Below are 16,115 nucleotides of genomic sequence, written 5' to 3' on the forward strand. Positions count from 1 at the left end.
GCTCAAATACCATGTAGTTTAGATTTAAAAACACTTTTGAGAAGGTTTTATAACAATACATACTATAATTAAACAGTATAGAGAATGAAAAATTCACTATAAAGATATAATTTAGGGTAACCATTGAAAAAATAAAAACGTTTTGTTCCTATGAGAAGGGGGTTGAACCGCTACACCTTAATGGTATTGGAACTAATTCCCTATAAACCTGAATAATACAACGCGCTGAAATTAATCATAATATGAAATATTGCTATTTTCTTTTGGGCTTGATGGCATTAATGCTAGTTTCAGCCTCTTCCCAGGCCACCCACATTCGAGCAGGAGAAATCATTGCCGAAAGGGTGTCTACTCAAACATTGACTTATAAAATCACTGTAGTAGGGTATACCGACACAAGGTCTTCTGTGGTTTTTGGTCCTGGAGAAATTGATTTTGGAGATGGAAGAGTTGAGGTACTCAATACCGAAAGTGACATTACTAGTACTGAAAATCTAGGGAATGACATTGAAAAAAACACTTTTGTAATCACCCATACTTACCAGGGCCCTGGAAATTACACCATTCGGTTTATGGAGTTCAACAGGAATGCCAATACGCTGAACATGGACCAGTCTGTAGACACTCCGTTTTATATTGAAACTATGATAAATATTGACCCCTTTTTAGGTGTCAATAACTCACCGGTCCTCACAATAGCTCCTGTAGACAATGGGGCTGTAAATCAGACCTATATCCATAACCCTGGAGCTTATGACCCTGATGGAGACAGCTTGGCTTATGTGCTAGACATCCCTAAGCAAGCCTTTCAGCGACAAGTAAACAACTATAGAAGTCCTGCTTCAGGTGAATTTAGCTTTACCAAACAAGATGGTTCTACACCAGCAATATTGGAATTGGACCCTATTACCGGGGATTTGATTTGGGATGCTCCTGGTATTGCCGGTCAATACAATATAGCTTTTCGAATAGAAGAGTGGCGCATGGTAGCTGGTGAATGGACCAGAATTGGCTATGTTTTGCGGGACATGCAGATCATTATTGAAAACACGGACAACCGCAGGCCAGAATTGATAATGCCTGATGACATTTGTGTAGAAGCAGGAACTGAAATTACAGAAATCTTCCAAGGTATGGACCCGGATGGGGACCCTATTTTAATTGAAGTTTTTGGAGACCCAATTGAAATCACTTCATCTCCAGCGAGTTACAACCCTATTTCCATATTTCAATCTTCACCAGGTGTGGTCAGTTTTAGATGGCAGACGGTTTGCAATCATGTCAGAGCTAGAACCTATCAAGTAAGGGTAAGAATAGCAGATGACCCTGATTCAGGACCCTCATTGATTGACATTAAAACATGGAACATTACTGTAGTAGCTCCACCTCCAAGTCCATTTAGTATTGAGCAACAACAAGGCCGTTCAGTAAAATTAGAATGGGATCCCTATACCTGTGCCAACACGGCTGAAACCATGCAGGTATGGAGAAGGATCAATAGCGACAACTACCAACCCGACTCTTGTGAAACTGGAATCAGATCAGGATATGAGCTAGTGGGCACCACATCAATGGATAAAGTAGACTTTTTGGACAACAATGACAACATGGGATTAAGTCCTGGAAATACCTACTGTTACCGATTAGTAGCAGCCTTTCCAGCCCCGAGAAGTGGGGAGAGTTATGTGTCTAACGAAATTTGCATCACTATAGACGTTGATGTGCCTCTTATCACCAATGTGAGTGTAGAGAAAACCAGCACTGATGAGGGTGAAATTTTAGTGAAATGGACCCCTCCTTATGACATTGACACGCAATTGTACCCTGGGCCATACACCTATGAACTAATAAGAAGTCAAGGGTTCACAGGAGCAAATGACCGCACTTCAATAATTACCACGAGTGATACATTGTTTACCGACACCAATCTCAACACGGAGAATTTGGTTTACAATTACCAGGTAGTTCTATTGTCTCAAGGAATAAAGACTGACTCCTCAAATACAGCATCCTCTGTTCGTCTAGAACCAACGATCATCAACGAAGCCATTGAGTTAAAATGGGACTTTACGGTTTCCTGGAACAATGAAGTTGACAAATACCCGCATCTTATCTATAGGAACAGAACAGATCCGGACGCCAATGAAGTTGACAATTTTGTCCTAATAGGTCAGGTGGATGTTACCCAGCAAGGATTTGTATTTCTTGATGATGGAAGTCACAATGGCATTCCTTTGGATACCGACAAAGAGTATTGCTATTATGTGGTTACAAATGGGGATTACAATTTAGATATATTGGAATATCCTTTGGCGAACAAATCTCAAATCGTATGTGCAAAACCTGATGATGACAGATTACCTTGCCCTCCGGTACTTTCCTATGAAGGACCTGAATGCGAGGCTTTTTTAGCCGACAAGCCATGTAACTTCAGCGACTTCTATCATGACCTTAGTTGGGTACCCGACTTTTCAGGAAACTGTGATACCGAGTTGAATGGATATAAAATCTATTTCTCAGAAACTGGAGAAGAAGGCACTTTCAATTTTGTTAAAGATGTATCTGTAATAAACAATGAAACCAGAATAGAAGGCCTAACTGATTTAAAAGGCTGCTATTACATCACAGCCATTGACCGATCAGGAAATGAAAGCGAGCCAAGCAATATTGTTTGCATTGACAATTGTCCTTACTACGAATTACCTAATGTATTTACACCAAATGGAGACAATGTCAATGAAACTTTCCAAGCATTTGACAACCCTTATGCCAAATGTCCTAGATTTGTTGAGGCTGTAGCCATAAAGATTTACAACAGATGGGGAGGATTGGTTCATGATTACAATAGCAAACAAGCTTCCGAGAACAATATTTACATCAATTGGGATGGAAAAGATCTAAATGGGAATGAACTTCCAGCAAGCACCTATTACTATGAAGCAATTGTCATATTCGATGTCCTGGATGAAACACAGCGACAGAAGAAAATTAAAGGCACCATCCAACTTTTGAAATAAAAACAAGTTAAAAAATCAAAAGACCATTGAATAAAGCTATAAGATATCCTTGGCTTTATTCAATGGTCTTTAATTCCCACCCAAAAATTTCCTTTTCTTTGAATTAAATCCCAACCTGTTTTCTTAAACCCGAAATATGCAATAGACATTCTATTACATAATCCGGGTTAAAAGGCCACTATACAAATAATTGAGCCTACTCATTTTTTTGCTTATCTTTGAGGCTTTATTTAAAACTTGAAGCAATAAAAATGGTAGCCTATATGTTTCCGGGCCAAGGAGCCCAATTCCCAGGTATGGGAAAGTCACTTTATGAGAGCAGTTCAGAAGCCAAAAAGCTATTTGATCAGGCCAATGAAATTCTTGGTTTCCGTATTACAGACATCATGTTTGATGGTACCCCAGAAGCGTTAAAGCAAACAAATGTAACCCAACCAGCCGTTTTCCTTCATTCTGCTATAGCCGCCTTAACGGCACCTGATTTTCATCCTGACATGGTAGCGGGACATTCTTTAGGAGAGTTTTCCGCCTTAGTAGCCAACAAAGCACTGAAATTCGAAGATGCTTTAAAACTGGTTCACCAAAGAGCTTTGGCCATGCAGGAGGCTTGTGAAATCAACCCATCTACAATGGCAGCAATCCTTGGACTAGCCGATGAGAAAGTGGAAGAAATTTGCGCTTCCATAGAAGGTCATGTAGTAGTACCTGCCAATTACAACTGTCCTGGACAGTTGGTTATCTCCGGTAGCTTAGAGGGCATTCAGATCGCCTGCGAAAAACTAAAAGAAGCCGGTGCCAAGCGTGCCTTGCCATTGCCTGTAGGTGGCGCCTTCCACTCTCCATTGATGGAACCTGCCAAACTTAAACTAGAAGCGGCAATCAATTCCACCACCTTTTCTGATCCAATTTGTCCTGTATATCAAAATGTAAGCACTACTGCCGTTAGTGAGGTCAATGCGATCAAGGAAAATCTAATTGAACAGCTTACAGCTCCTGTAAAATGGACACAATCTGTACAAAACATGATCAAGGATGGATCGACTTTATTTATAGAGTGTGGCCCAGGAAAAGTATTGCAAGGTTTAGTGAAAAAGATCAATAAAGAAGCTGAGACCAAATCGCTCGATTAAAATTAAAATATGTAATGGCCCTACTGTTACGTAAAGAAATCAAAAAGTACAGAAAGGAGTATAGTTTAGACTATGCTCCTTTTTTTGTTAACCCAAAAACGAGTCATATTTTTGGTAGTCGACACCAAGAACAATGTTGGCTCTTAATCCAAATCAGTCCATTGTTTGACCTTCAAGCTATCCTCACATTCCTCCATCAAAACCATGGATGACTTTCCCATCTGTGGATGTACAAAGTCAGGCAAAACTTCAGCCAAAGGCACCAATACGAAGTTTCTATCTATCAAATAAGGGTGAGGCACTTTCAATCTTTCGGTATTAATTATTTCATCATCAAAATATAGAATATCTATATCCATGGTTCTGTCTCCCCACTTCATAATCCGTTGTCTACCCAATTGATTTTCTATTTGTTGAATATAATTTAGGCAATCTTCAGCCCCCATAGCCGTATTCAAAACAAGTACCTGATTGAGATACGCTCCATGCGAATTCCCTCCCCAAGCTGCTGTTTGATATATTGTTGACGCTCTTTCCAATTTCATCTGTCGGGTAAGTAGTTCCCTTGCATTATTTAACAAAGAAAGCCTATCTCCCATATTTCCGCCTAAGCTCAATACCACCTGGTGCATAAAGAATTAATTAAATCAAAATCAACAGTTTTGTGAAAAATAAGTTAATTTTGAACATTATAAAAAGAGGATAAAGATATGAAATTTTTGAGCAATGTATTGGCTGTCATTGTTGGATTGCTAATTTTCTGGGTAGCTGGTTTTTTTATATTAGCTGGGATAATAGCAATAAGTTCAAGTGGTGACCAAGCGACAATTGAGGAAAATTCAGTTTTACATATAAAACTTAACGGTATACCTATTGTAGAAAGCGCCCCTGACGATGATATTGGCTTACCACCACTACCTTACCTGGGGAAGACCACCACTGTAGGGCTTAATCAAATAATAAAAGCCATCCGAACGGCTGAAGAAAACGATGACATTAAGGGTATTTATCTTGAAAGCGGAATGCTTACTGCTGGACAAGCCCATATCTTGGAAATCAGAAATGCCCTAAGTGAATTTAAGGAAAGCGGAAAATTTATTATTTCTTATTCAGAATACTATTCAGAGCCGGGATATTTTCTTAGTTCTGTAGCAGATGAAATTTACCTCAACCCAATAGGGGACATTGAATTTAACGGATTTTCCAGTGCGCCCATATTTTTTAAGGGGCTGTTTGAAAAGTTGGAGATCGAACCAGTAATTTTTAGGGTAGGTGAATTTAAAAGTGCCATTGAGCCCTTCATTTTAGACAAAATGAGTGAAGAAAACCGCCTGCAAACCATGACCTATTTAAATGACATGAATACGGTTATGATTGAGCAAGTTGCCAATAGCCGAGGTCTGGGGATTGAAGAGGTTGGACAGATAAATGACAGCATGTTGGTAAGAAAGCCTCAAGACGCCATGGATTTAGACCTGATTGATGGACTTTGGTACGATGATCAGGTAAAGGCACGCCTAAAGGAAAAACTGGGACTTGAAGAAGATGAAGACGAAATCAATAGTATAGGAATTAATGGAATCAATCAATCTGCCACGTCAAAAAACAGGCTCTCTCCAAACACCATTGCTCTGATAATTGCAGATGGGGAAATAGTAAGTGGCGAAGCCTTGGATCAAATTAGCTCTGAACGCTTTTTAAAAGAAATCAGGAAAGCAAGAAAAAACAAGGACGTTAAAGCCATCGTAATAAGGATCAATTCTCCAGGTGGATCTGTTGTCGCTTCTGAGGTAATCTGGAGGGAACTTTCGGAAGCCCAAAAAGCAAAACCTTTGATCGCATCCATGTCCAACTATGCTGCATCCGGAGGGTATTACATCGCCGCCCCAGCGGACACCATAGTGGCCTATCCCAATACCATTACTGGATCTATAGGTATTTTCGGACTATGGTTCAATGCCAAAGGATTATTAAACAACAAACTAGGAATCACTACGGATGAGGTCAAAACAGGCACCTATTCAAACTTGCTCGATCCTACCAAATCCATTCCCGAAGCAGAAAAAGCCATTATGCAAAAAAAGGTTGAAGAAGGTTATGATACTTTTATAAGCAGGGTTTCTGAAGGCAGAAACATGAGCAGGGAGCAAGTTTTAGCCATCGCAGGAGGCAGAGTTTGGTCCGGCAAAAAAGCCAAAGAAAATGGCTTGGTAGACGTGCTTGGAGATTTTGACGATGCCATAGAAATTGCTGCTAAAAAAGCCGGAATTGAGGAAGATTACAGATTAGTGGTTTACCCAAAGCAAAAGAGCATTTTAGAACAGTTAATGGAGGATATGAGTAGTGATGTACAAAGCACTTATCAACGTATCAAAATGGGCTATTCTTACGAGATTTTTAAAACCATTGAAAAACTCGAAAAATTAGAAGGAAGAATGGTTCTATTACCTTTTCAATCAGAGATAAAATAATTAACTGTAACAATGAATAATTTTAACTTTTCAGAATTTAAAGTGTCTAATTTCAAACTTTCAGGCTTAAAACTCCAGGTAATTCTCTTAATGTTTACCCTTTTTCAGGCCCCAGCAATAATGGCCCAGGAGACCTATAAAATTGCTACATATAATATCCGTTATGCCAATTCAAGTGATGAGGGTAATTTGTGGGAAGATCGAGCACCACATTTAATTAATCTTATCCGTTTTCATGAAATGGATATCATAGGAACTCAAGAAGGACTATTCAACCAACTTGAAATGATCAAGGAGGGTTTGGACTTCCCTTATATTGGTGTGGGAAGGAATACTGGCGAAAAGGAAGGAGAGTTTAGCGCAGTTTTTTACAACCCTAAAAAATTCACACTACTGGAGCAAAATAGCTTTTGGTTATCTCCCACCCCTGAGAAACCTTCAAAAGGTTGGGATGCTTCATTAAACAGAATTTGCTCTTGGGGTAAATTCAAAACCCAAGAAGGGCAGGAATTTTATGTTTTTAATGTTCATTATGATCATAGAGGTCAAAAAGCTAGAGAGGAAAGCAGCAAGTTGGTAATCCAAAAAATCAAATCGATTAATAAGCAAAATCTTCCGTGTATTCTTACTGGAGATTTTAATATAGAAGACGACAATCCTGCTTACCATGAAATAACAAAGGGAGACCTAATGAAAGACAGCAAAAAAGAATCCAAACTTCCTTCATATGGCCCATTGGGTACTTTCACAGGGTTTAAATGGGACATCCTTCCGGAAAAAAGAATTGACTATATTTTTGTCAACGACAAAGTGAAAACACTTCATCACGGCACTCTTTCAGACAATTACGGAAAAAAATACCCTTCAGATCATTTCCCTGTAATGGTAAAAGTTCAGCTAAATAAATAAACGAACTTCTTTTAATTCCTTAACTCTCCTCTTGCAAAAAAACATATCTTTTGGCAATCCTTTTCTTAAAGGTGCGCCAAAAAGTATAATTGTATTATTTTTGCACCTCAAATTGAATAGATAATGGCACTACCTAGCAAATATACACCCTCGAACATTGAATCAAAATGGTATCAATATTGGATGGATCATGGAATGTTTCATTCCGAACCAGACCCTAATAAAGAACCTTACTCCATAGTGATCCCCCCTCCTAACGTGACAGGAGTGCTCCATATGGGGCATATGCTCAACAATACCATTCAAGACATTCTAATCCGTAAGGCTAGAATGGAGGGGAAGAATGCTTGCTGGGTACCTGGTACTGATCATGCATCCATTGCGACTGAAGCAAAGGTCGTGGCGATGTTGAAGGAACAAGGAATAGAAAAAAAATCCCTAAATAGAGAAACCTTTCTGACCCATGCCTGGGAATGGAAAGAAAAATATGGGGGAATAATCCTTGAACAACTAAAAAAACTTGGTGCATCTTGTGACTGGGAAAGGACTCGCTTCACAATGGATAAGGACCTTAGTGACGCGGTGATCAATGTATTTGTTGACCTTCACAAAAAAGGTAAAATTTACAGAGGAATCAGGATGGTAAACTGGGATCCAAAAGGTCGCACTGCATTATCTGACGATGAAGTCCTTTTCAAGGAAATTGCTTCAAAGCTCTATTATATCAAATATAAAATTGAAGGTGAAGACGAATACCTAACCATCGCCACCACCAGGCCGGAAACCATTATGGCTGATGTGGCCATATGTATTCATCCTGAAGATCCTCGTTTTACTCATCTGAAAGGAAAAAAGGCAATCATTCCTTTGATCAATAAAGCCATCCCTATCATAGAAGACGACTATGTAGACATGGAATTCGGTACTGGTTGTTTGAAAATCACCCCTGCTCATGATATAAATGATTATGAAATTGGCATCAGGCATAATTTAGAAGTCATTGACATTCTAAGCGATGATGGTACCTTAAATGAAAAAGCACAGCTATTGGTAGGTGAAGACCGATTTGTTGCAAGAAAAAAGATTGTAAAATTACTAAAAGAGGTCTCATTATTAGAAAAAGAAGAGGCCTATACTTCCAATGTAGGGCACTCAGAACGGACTGATGCAGTAATTGAGCCTAAATTGTCCATGCAATGGTTTATGGCCATGGAAGAAATCACTCAACCTGCTTTAAAAGCAGTTATGGATGATAGTGTTAAGCTTTTTCCGCCAAAATTTAAAAATATGTATAAAAGCTGGATGGAAAATGTGCGAGATTGGTGCATTTCACGACAGCTATGGTGGGGGCATCGTATACCTGCTTTTTATCTTCCAAATGGAGAGTATGTAGTTGCCGCTACAATTGAGGAAGCGATAAGCTTAGCCAATCAAAACCATGAGGGAAACTTCACTGCGGAAGACCTAAGGCAAGATGAGGATGTTTTGGATACTTGGTTCTCTTCTTGGTTATGGCCCATCTCAGTTTTTGATCCTGATTTCTTAAAGACAGGTAACAAAAATGAAGATCTTGCCTATTACTACCCTACCAATGATTTGGTAACAGCTCCAGAGATATTGTTTTTCTGGGTGGCCAGAATGATTATTGCAGGCTATGAATACACTGGAGAGAAACCGTTTCAAAATGTATACCTGACAGGGATTGTTAGGGATAAATTGGGAAGAAAAATGTCCAAATCACTCGGGAATTCTCCAGACCCTCTGGCTTTGATCGAGAAATATGGTGCGGATGGAGTTAGAACAGGCATGCTATTCAGTAGTCCTGCCGGTAATGATCTTCCTTATGACGAAAAGTTAGTAGAGCAAGGACGAAACTTTTCCAACAAAATTTGGAACGCCTATAGGTTAATTGATGGATGGGAAGTAACCGAAGTTGCGGAAAGAACCAACTTGACAGCGATAGATTGGTTTGAAAATCGATTCAACCAATCCTTAGCAGAGATCTCTGACCATTTCGATAAGTTCCGGATTTCAGACGCATTGATGGCGATATACAAATTGATATGGGATGACTTCTGTTCTTGGTACCTGGAAATGGTTAAACCTGAATACCAAGCCCCCATTGACAGGGAGACAAAAGAAAAATCAATTGTCCTATTTGAAAACCTGATGAAGGTTTTACATCCATTTATGCCTTTTATTACCGAGGAACTCTGGCAACAATTAGCTAAGAGGAAGGATGGCGAAGCAATAATGTTAACGGATTGGCCACAATCTGGTTCTTTTGACACAAAAACCATTGATGAGGCTTCAAAAATCTTTGAAATAGTATCACAGATAAGAAATGTAAGGGCATCAAAAGGTATTTCTCCTAAGGAGGCTTTTGAACTTACCATTCATACTAAAGATCAAGTTTTGTACACCAAATACGAAGCTATTATATCAAAACTTGCGAACATTAACAGCATTAGTTTTGGTGACAATGTAGAAAATGCAGTTAGTTTCGTTGTAAAATCGGATGAGTTTTTCATTCCTTTGAATGAGAAGATTGACCTTGAACAAGAAAGAGAAAACCTTCAAAAGGAATTGGATTATAACTTAGGATTTTTAAAGGCTGTGTCCAAAAAACTGGAAAATGAGAAGTTTGTAAACTCTGCACCAGAAGCAGTAGTATCCAGAGAGAAGAAAAAAATGGAGGATGCAATGTCCAAAGTCAAAGCTTTGGAAGACAATATTAAAAAACTAGGTTAAAAATTAAGCCCGGATTATAGAATAGTTATACTATACTACAATCCGGGCTTAATTCCTTTATTTTACTGTTCTAAAGGTTTTATCGTAGAGTTCAATCGCCTCATTAATAATTCGTTTCGCATCTTCTTTACCAAGAAAATCTTCCACTTTCACTTCTTTGTTTTCAAGTTTTTTATAATCCTCAAAAAAGCGATGTGTTTCCTTCATAAGGTGAGGAGGTAACTCGGAAATGTCTTCATAATAATTCACGGATTGATCATCAGCTGCTACAGCTATAATCTTATCATCTGCTTCCCCTCCATCAATCATTCGCATAACTCCAATAACTTTCGCTTTAACTAAGGTCATTGAAGGTATATCTATTTGGGATATAATCAATATGTCTAGAGGATCATGATCATCACAAAATGTCTGGGGAATAAAGCCGTAATTGGCAGGGTAATGCACTGCAGAAAACAGTACGCGATCCAAAAGCAGCATACCTGATTTTTTATCAAGTTCATACTTACCTTTACTTCCTTTGGGAATTTCTATTACTCCTGTTACGTAATCGGGTGAGTCTGGGCCTATACTCACATCATGCCAAGGATTAATCATAAAAAAACTTTTTTATTAATAAAATTAATGTTGCAAATTACCTCCATTTTATATCTCAACAAAGAATTTTGGAGAATATTAATAGGATTTAAGTATATTCCTACATTCCATACAATAGATAATTGGGAACGTTAGTATTTTTAATACTTAATAATCCCCCTACTAAAAAGGATTTTCATACTCAAAGTTCCAACAAATCAGGTAGATGTACGTGAACTTTGGTACCAACTCCAGGTTCTGAATTAAGAATCACATTTCCGTTGAGCTGTTCTATTGATTCTTTCACCATATACAGGCCCAATCCAGAACCTACATTCCTTTGAGTAGCTCGGTGAAACAAATTGAAAACATCTTCTTTATGCCTCTCTTCTATCCCTATACCGTTATCAGAGACCTCTATCATGGCACCTGCAGAATTAACTTCAATATTTATTTTAATCCATTTTCCAGAATCATCCTTCTGAAACTTAAACGCATTGCTAAACAAATTATTTAAAATCACTCTGATCTTAGATTCATCAGAATGAAACACATCTTCTTGCGTTATGGTTAAAGAAATTTTTATTTCATCAAGGTCCCATTTCAAGCGGTATTCATCAAGTAATTGATTGAGAATTTCTTGAAAATTAATGGCTACTACTTTATTTTCAATCTTGGTAGATCTATAAAAATCCAGCATTTTGTAGATAAAATCATCCAGTTTTAAAGTGGCTGAATCTATCATGTCAAAATATTCCATCATCCCAGGATCTGTCACCTCCATTTTAGCTAATTTGGATATTCCAGAAATACTCATCAAAGGACCACGTAATTCATGAGACAAACTGTAAACAAACTGATTCATTTCCGAATGCAGCTTTTGTAGTCTGTTGTTTTTTTCTTTCAGCTCTTTTCTAGCATAATAGATCTCCGCAGCGTTTAGTATAGCATTTTTAATCTGCTCTAAATTCCATGGTTTGTCAATAAATCGATATACTTCTCCCCTATTGATTGCATCAATGACACTTGAAATATCAGAATAACCGGTTAAAAGAATTCGAATCGGATCAGGGTTAATTTCAACAAGTTTTTCAAAAAATTCCACACCTGTCATGCCAGGCATTCTTTGATCAGCAATGACTACCTGAAATTCATTGTTTCTTGCAAGAATCAATCCATCTTCAGCATCAATTGCTGTTTTGACTTTAAACTCTTTCCTCAATGCTGCCTTGAAAGAATTCAGATTATTATCCTCATCATCAATGTACAACACATCGATCCTCTTCGTCATGTCCTATTCTTTTGATTAATTGGTAATCCAATTTGAAAAACTGTCCCCACATTCTCTTCAGAATCCACCTTTAAAGTACCCTTATGGTTTTCAATGATAATGGTGTACACTATAGAAAGCCCTAAACCAGTTCCTTTACCAACTGCTTTGGTTGTGAAAAATGGATCAAAAATCTTTTCCTTCACATGATCAGGCATCCCAATTCCATTGTCTTTAATTTGAATCATGACCATACCATCCTTCAAAAAAGTATTAATTGTAAGTTCAGGTTCCCGATCTTCAATTGGATGATCAAGTAATGCATGAATGGCATTACTTATTATATTCATAAAAACTTGATTAATCTTTCCTGCAAGGCATTCCACCATTGGAACCTCCTCATAATTTTTATTCAGTTTAATTCTCCCATTAATAGTACTATTAAGCAAGATTAATGTACTATCCAGCCCCTCACGTAAATCCACTTCTTTTACGTCTTGTTCATCCACTCTAGAGAACAATTTAAGACCACGAACTATTTCCACTGTCCGCCTTGCTCCGTCTTCCATCCCATTAAGCAATTGTTCCACTTCCTCTAAAACGTATTCAAACTCAATATCCTCCTCCATTTCTTCAATCTCCTCTTTGGTTTCTTCCGTAAACTCCATTTTACCCTTCTCCCGGTAAACGTCCATCAGCTCTAATATGTCTTTTAAATCCCGTTTTAGTGGAGAAATATTTGAGCTTACAAAATTAATGGGATTATTGATCTCATGAGCAATTCCAGCAGTCAACTGACCCAAAGAAGCCATTTTTTCCTGGTTAACTAATTGTGTTTGTGTATTTTGAAGATTTTTCAAGGTCAGTTCCAATTCTTCAGTCCTGGATTTAACCATTTCCTCCAAATACACGTTTTGCTCCTTAATTAATCTTTCATTTTCTTTAACAGCTTCCAGCTTATCCATCTGCTCTACTTCCTTTTCTTTTTTAAGAATATTAATCTTATCGGCCAGTGCAAAGGAAAGCAAAAGAGCTTCAATTGCTGTTCCAGCAAGCAGTGGAGCATTGGCATAGGACCCCAAATTAATAATCATAAGATTGTGAAGTATATACACAACAAGTCCTATCAATAAAAAGCTCCACGCCAACAAAAAGAAATACGCAGATCTGAAACCTCTCTTAGCAGCAATTATCCCTATGGTGAAAAAGCAAATAGAAAGAATTAGCCCATTTAAATCCATCATGGAATAGCTAATCTCTATCATACCCATCAGCCTAAGCACCAAAGTAATCACATAGGACAGGGGAATAAGGAAAAGGTATTTTTCATATTTAGGAACATAAACATCTGTCTTTAGAAAAAGCTGGATAAAAGGGATTACGAAAATACTCGACAGTGCGGTAAAACCTATTATACTTATCTCGTAGAGGAAGACATTTTCCTGGAGCAAAAAGAATGAATGCCCTGATATAGATAGCTGAGCCAGAGCGATAAATAAAATATAAAAACAATAGAATAAATAAACCCTGTCCTTTACTGAAAAGTACAATATGAGATTATATAAAAAAAGCGCAACCATTATTCCAAAGTAGGCACTTACGATTATCAAACGTAAACTGTAATTTTGAAAAAACGAGGAGTATGGATAAAGAAATGCCTCAAATTTTAAGGGAACCTTAGATTCTACCCTTAAAACCAATGAAGTACTCAGGTCACTACCGAGATCAATATTAAAATACGGGTTAGGATTTATTAAGGTTTGATTACCTTCCACTATTCCAGCCATTTCTTGGGAAACAAGTTTGCCCTGGGTATCAAACCTAAACAATTCTACCACTCTAAATGAGGGGTTACTGATTTCTAATACATAAACACTGTCCTTTTTTAAATCACTAAAATCTTTGAGATCAATCTTCACAAATAAATCTTTATCAATAACGCCGAGATCCATCCCGCCTATAGCCGTTGAACTGAAATCATCTGGTAAAAGAGTATCTTCAATTGAATCATTGTCCCCCAGGAAATAAGTGAAATTATTAAACCTTAAATCATCCGACTGCCTTAACATTCCTAAAAAATAAATGATTGGCAAAATGACAACCATAAATAAAATAATAGTTAAAGCGGCATATTTAAAATAAGACTTATTGTTTTTCATTTTCGGGCTTTGGGATTTGAAGTTCAAACTGTAATTCCATTTTCCCTTTTGGTCCACTTTCTACAGTATTAAAATTAATTTTATTCCTTAACTCAAAAATATAGTTTCTTTCAGCTTCCTGTGCTTTTGACAACTCTTCTATATCATTAATCTCTAAAGCTGTAGCTATCAACCCTTCTTTAGGATAATAAAATGAACCCTTATCCCCCAATACAGATATAACTTCATAACCTACACTTTTGGAAATACTCAATGTAACTGGTGAACTCAAGCCAAAAAGTTTCTTCAAATTTAACTGGGGAAGAATAGCTATTCCAACCCTAACCAAATAAATACTCCCTATGCCATACCCGGCCACTTCCCGACTATTCCACAAGCCACAATATTCGGCTACTTCCAAGTCGTCAAATTCTTCTAGATACGTTTCAATTTTAGGGTCAATTTCCTTGATTGCCAATTCAAAAGGCAAGGGGAAATTGCTTGTTCTAAGTTGAATTCTACCTCCACCTAGTATCCTTTGATCATCCATTGACTCAAAAAGAATTAAATACACATGGGGATTTAAAGCCCATGATCTATCGGCAGATGTAACCTTGGTAATTCCATAAGATTCCAGAACCTTATGGTGCCCAAAAATGTATTTTTCGGTAGCATCGACATCATCAATTGCCCTAACTATCCTAACTCTAACTTTCATTAAAATTGATTATCTTGTCCAAATCAACATAAAACCTTCCTGAATCAACCTTTTGATTCAAGAGCAACAGCCTTGCATAGTGACAACAAGCTGCCCCACCCAAAAATACAGAGGATGCGAGCTGAGGCCATGAAGTAATGGTCTTTCCCAGCTCTGAAAAACTAAATTTTACTCTTGGAGAAAGGCTGTCAAATTGCAACAATGACATCATTATCTCTTTGGCACTGCTCTGAATTTTAGTCATCAGTTCCTCTTCGGGACCAAACTCACTCAATAGTCCATGGAAAATTGATCTTTCAGGCTCCAAATCAAACCTTTCGATATCGATCATTCCACGGTCACTTGTATCCATCATTACAGGTATTTTAAGTGCCTTTGCTTTGATTCTACTCAATAGCTTAATTGGTAAACTATCACATTCTTCAATAAGCAAATCCATTTTTCCGTTTAAGTTAAAAAAATCATTGATATTATCCTCAATAATCCCCTCATTATATAAGGTAACTTTCAAATAAGGGTCTATTTCAGCAATTTCTCTTGCAACAATCCATGACTTCTTCAAACCAATATTGTAAATACCAGTTCTTATTCGGTTCATGTTAGTCAAGTCCAAGGTGTCAAAATCTGCAATTCTGAGTTCTCCAAAACATCTTTCCATCGCCAGACTTAAAGCAACACTTTGACCAACTGACAAACCTATAATACCGATGATTTTATTCTGAAGCATTTCTTGTTCTTCATCGGTAATTTTGTATCTATTCCGCAGTGTTCGTAAACTTACAAAATCCTTTTTCTCCAAAATTCGAACTACAGTATTTCTCCATGGATAATAAACCCACACACCATTTTCAGATTCTGGCACATCCGAATTGGAATAGAATTCTATTTTTTTCTCTACGGTCTCTTCATGAGATAATTTTCTCTTAGGGTTTTGAGATTTAATAAGCTCGGTAAGTTGCAAATCAAAAGTGTCGAAAAACATTACCTTACCAGTTTCTTTAAGCTTTTTGAGGTCATTTCTGTCCTTTTCATTTTTGGGAAAGAACAAAACAGGCCTATAAGCCTGACTAAACTCATTATTCTTAATTGAGTTTTCCATAAATATTAATAACTAAAAAAGGTGATTATGTAAGTA

11 protein-coding genes are annotated in these 16,115 nt (G+C 37.4%); 5 read left to right on the plus strand and 6 right to left on the minus strand.

The genetic code is table 11. The annotated features are described in order from the left end of the window. The first annotated feature begins 242 nt into the window (after positions 1 to 242). Complete coding sequence (locus AC13EX_RS21550; protein WP_482894294.1) at positions 243 to 3,017, plus strand: T9SS type B sorting domain-containing protein; 2,775 nt, start codon at positions 243 to 245, stop codon at positions 3,015 to 3,017. Positions 3,018 to 3,268: 251 nt separating this feature from the next. Continuing rightward, entirely contained in the window at positions 3,269 to 4,147 is an 879-nt protein-coding gene (fabD, locus tag AC13EX_RS21555; protein ID WP_048640727.1) for an ACP S-malonyltransferase, read from the plus strand. Positions 4,148 to 4,290: 143 nt separating this feature from the next. Here fabD and folK read toward each other — a convergent pair whose 3' ends face one another. Continuing rightward, positions 4,291 to 4,779 (minus strand): 2-amino-4-hydroxy-6-hydroxymethyldihydropteridine diphosphokinase, encoded by a 489-nt coding sequence (gene folK / locus AC13EX_RS21560; protein WP_482894295.1) that lies wholly within the window; start codon positions 4,777 to 4,779, stop codon positions 4,291 to 4,293. Between the two features lie 78 nt (positions 4,780 to 4,857). Between folK and sppA the strand changes: the two genes are divergently transcribed. The 3 genes from sppA (at position 4,858) to AC13EX_RS21575 (ending at position 10,278) form a co-directional block, all read left to right on the plus strand. After that, positions 4,858 to 6,618 carry a signal peptide peptidase SppA gene (sppA, locus tag AC13EX_RS21565; protein ID WP_048640729.1) on the plus strand — a complete coding sequence of 587 codons (1,761 nt, stop codon included), beginning with the start codon at positions 4,858 to 4,860 and terminating at the stop codon, positions 6,616 to 6,618. Between the two features lie 12 nt (positions 6,619 to 6,630). Then, a complete protein-coding gene (locus tag AC13EX_RS21570; RefSeq protein ID WP_053086643.1) occupies positions 6,631 to 7,527 on the plus strand; it encodes an endonuclease/exonuclease/phosphatase family protein in 897 nt (298 codons plus the stop codon). 123 nt (positions 7,528 to 7,650) lie between these two features. Further along, on the plus strand, positions 7,651 to 10,278 hold the full coding sequence (locus AC13EX_RS21575; RefSeq protein ID WP_482894296.1) for a valine--tRNA ligase: 2,628 nt from the start codon (positions 7,651 to 7,653) through the stop codon (positions 10,276 to 10,278). Positions 10,279 to 10,335: 57 nt separating this feature from the next. Here the strand turns inward: AC13EX_RS21575 and AC13EX_RS21580 are convergent, their stop codons facing one another. The 5 genes from AC13EX_RS21580 to AC13EX_RS21600 form a co-directional block, all read right to left on the minus strand. Then, positions 10,336 to 10,875: an inorganic diphosphatase gene (locus AC13EX_RS21580; protein WP_048640731.1), complete on the minus strand. Its 540-nt coding sequence runs from the start codon at positions 10,873 to 10,875 to the stop codon at positions 10,336 to 10,338. Between the two features lie 181 nt (positions 10,876 to 11,056). Then, positions 11,057 to 12,145 carry a hybrid sensor histidine kinase/response regulator gene (locus AC13EX_RS21585; protein ID WP_048640732.1) on the minus strand — a complete coding sequence of 363 codons (1,089 nt, stop codon included), beginning with the start codon at positions 12,143 to 12,145 and terminating at the stop codon, positions 11,057 to 11,059. After that, positions 12,142 to 14,283 carry a 7TM diverse intracellular signaling domain-containing protein gene (locus AC13EX_RS21590; protein ID WP_482894297.1) on the minus strand — a complete coding sequence of 714 codons (2,142 nt, stop codon included), beginning with the start codon at positions 14,281 to 14,283 and terminating at the stop codon, positions 12,142 to 12,144. Before AC13EX_RS21590 ends, AC13EX_RS21585 begins: the two co-directional genes overlap by 4 nt. After that, positions 14,270 to 14,980: a hypothetical protein gene (locus AC13EX_RS21595; protein WP_048640734.1), complete on the minus strand. Its 711-nt coding sequence runs from the start codon at positions 14,978 to 14,980 to the stop codon at positions 14,270 to 14,272. The genes AC13EX_RS21590 and AC13EX_RS21595 overlap by 14 nt, the downstream gene beginning before the upstream one ends. Beyond that, on the minus strand, positions 14,970 to 16,079 hold the full coding sequence (locus AC13EX_RS21600) for a ThiF family adenylyltransferase (protein ID WP_482894298.1): 1,110 nt from the start codon (positions 16,077 to 16,079) through the stop codon (positions 14,970 to 14,972). The genes AC13EX_RS21595 and AC13EX_RS21600 overlap by 11 nt, the downstream gene beginning before the upstream one ends. Positions 16,080 to 16,115 lie beyond the last annotated feature (36 nt).

The organism is Cyclobacterium sp. L-R, from assembly GCF_056859355.1.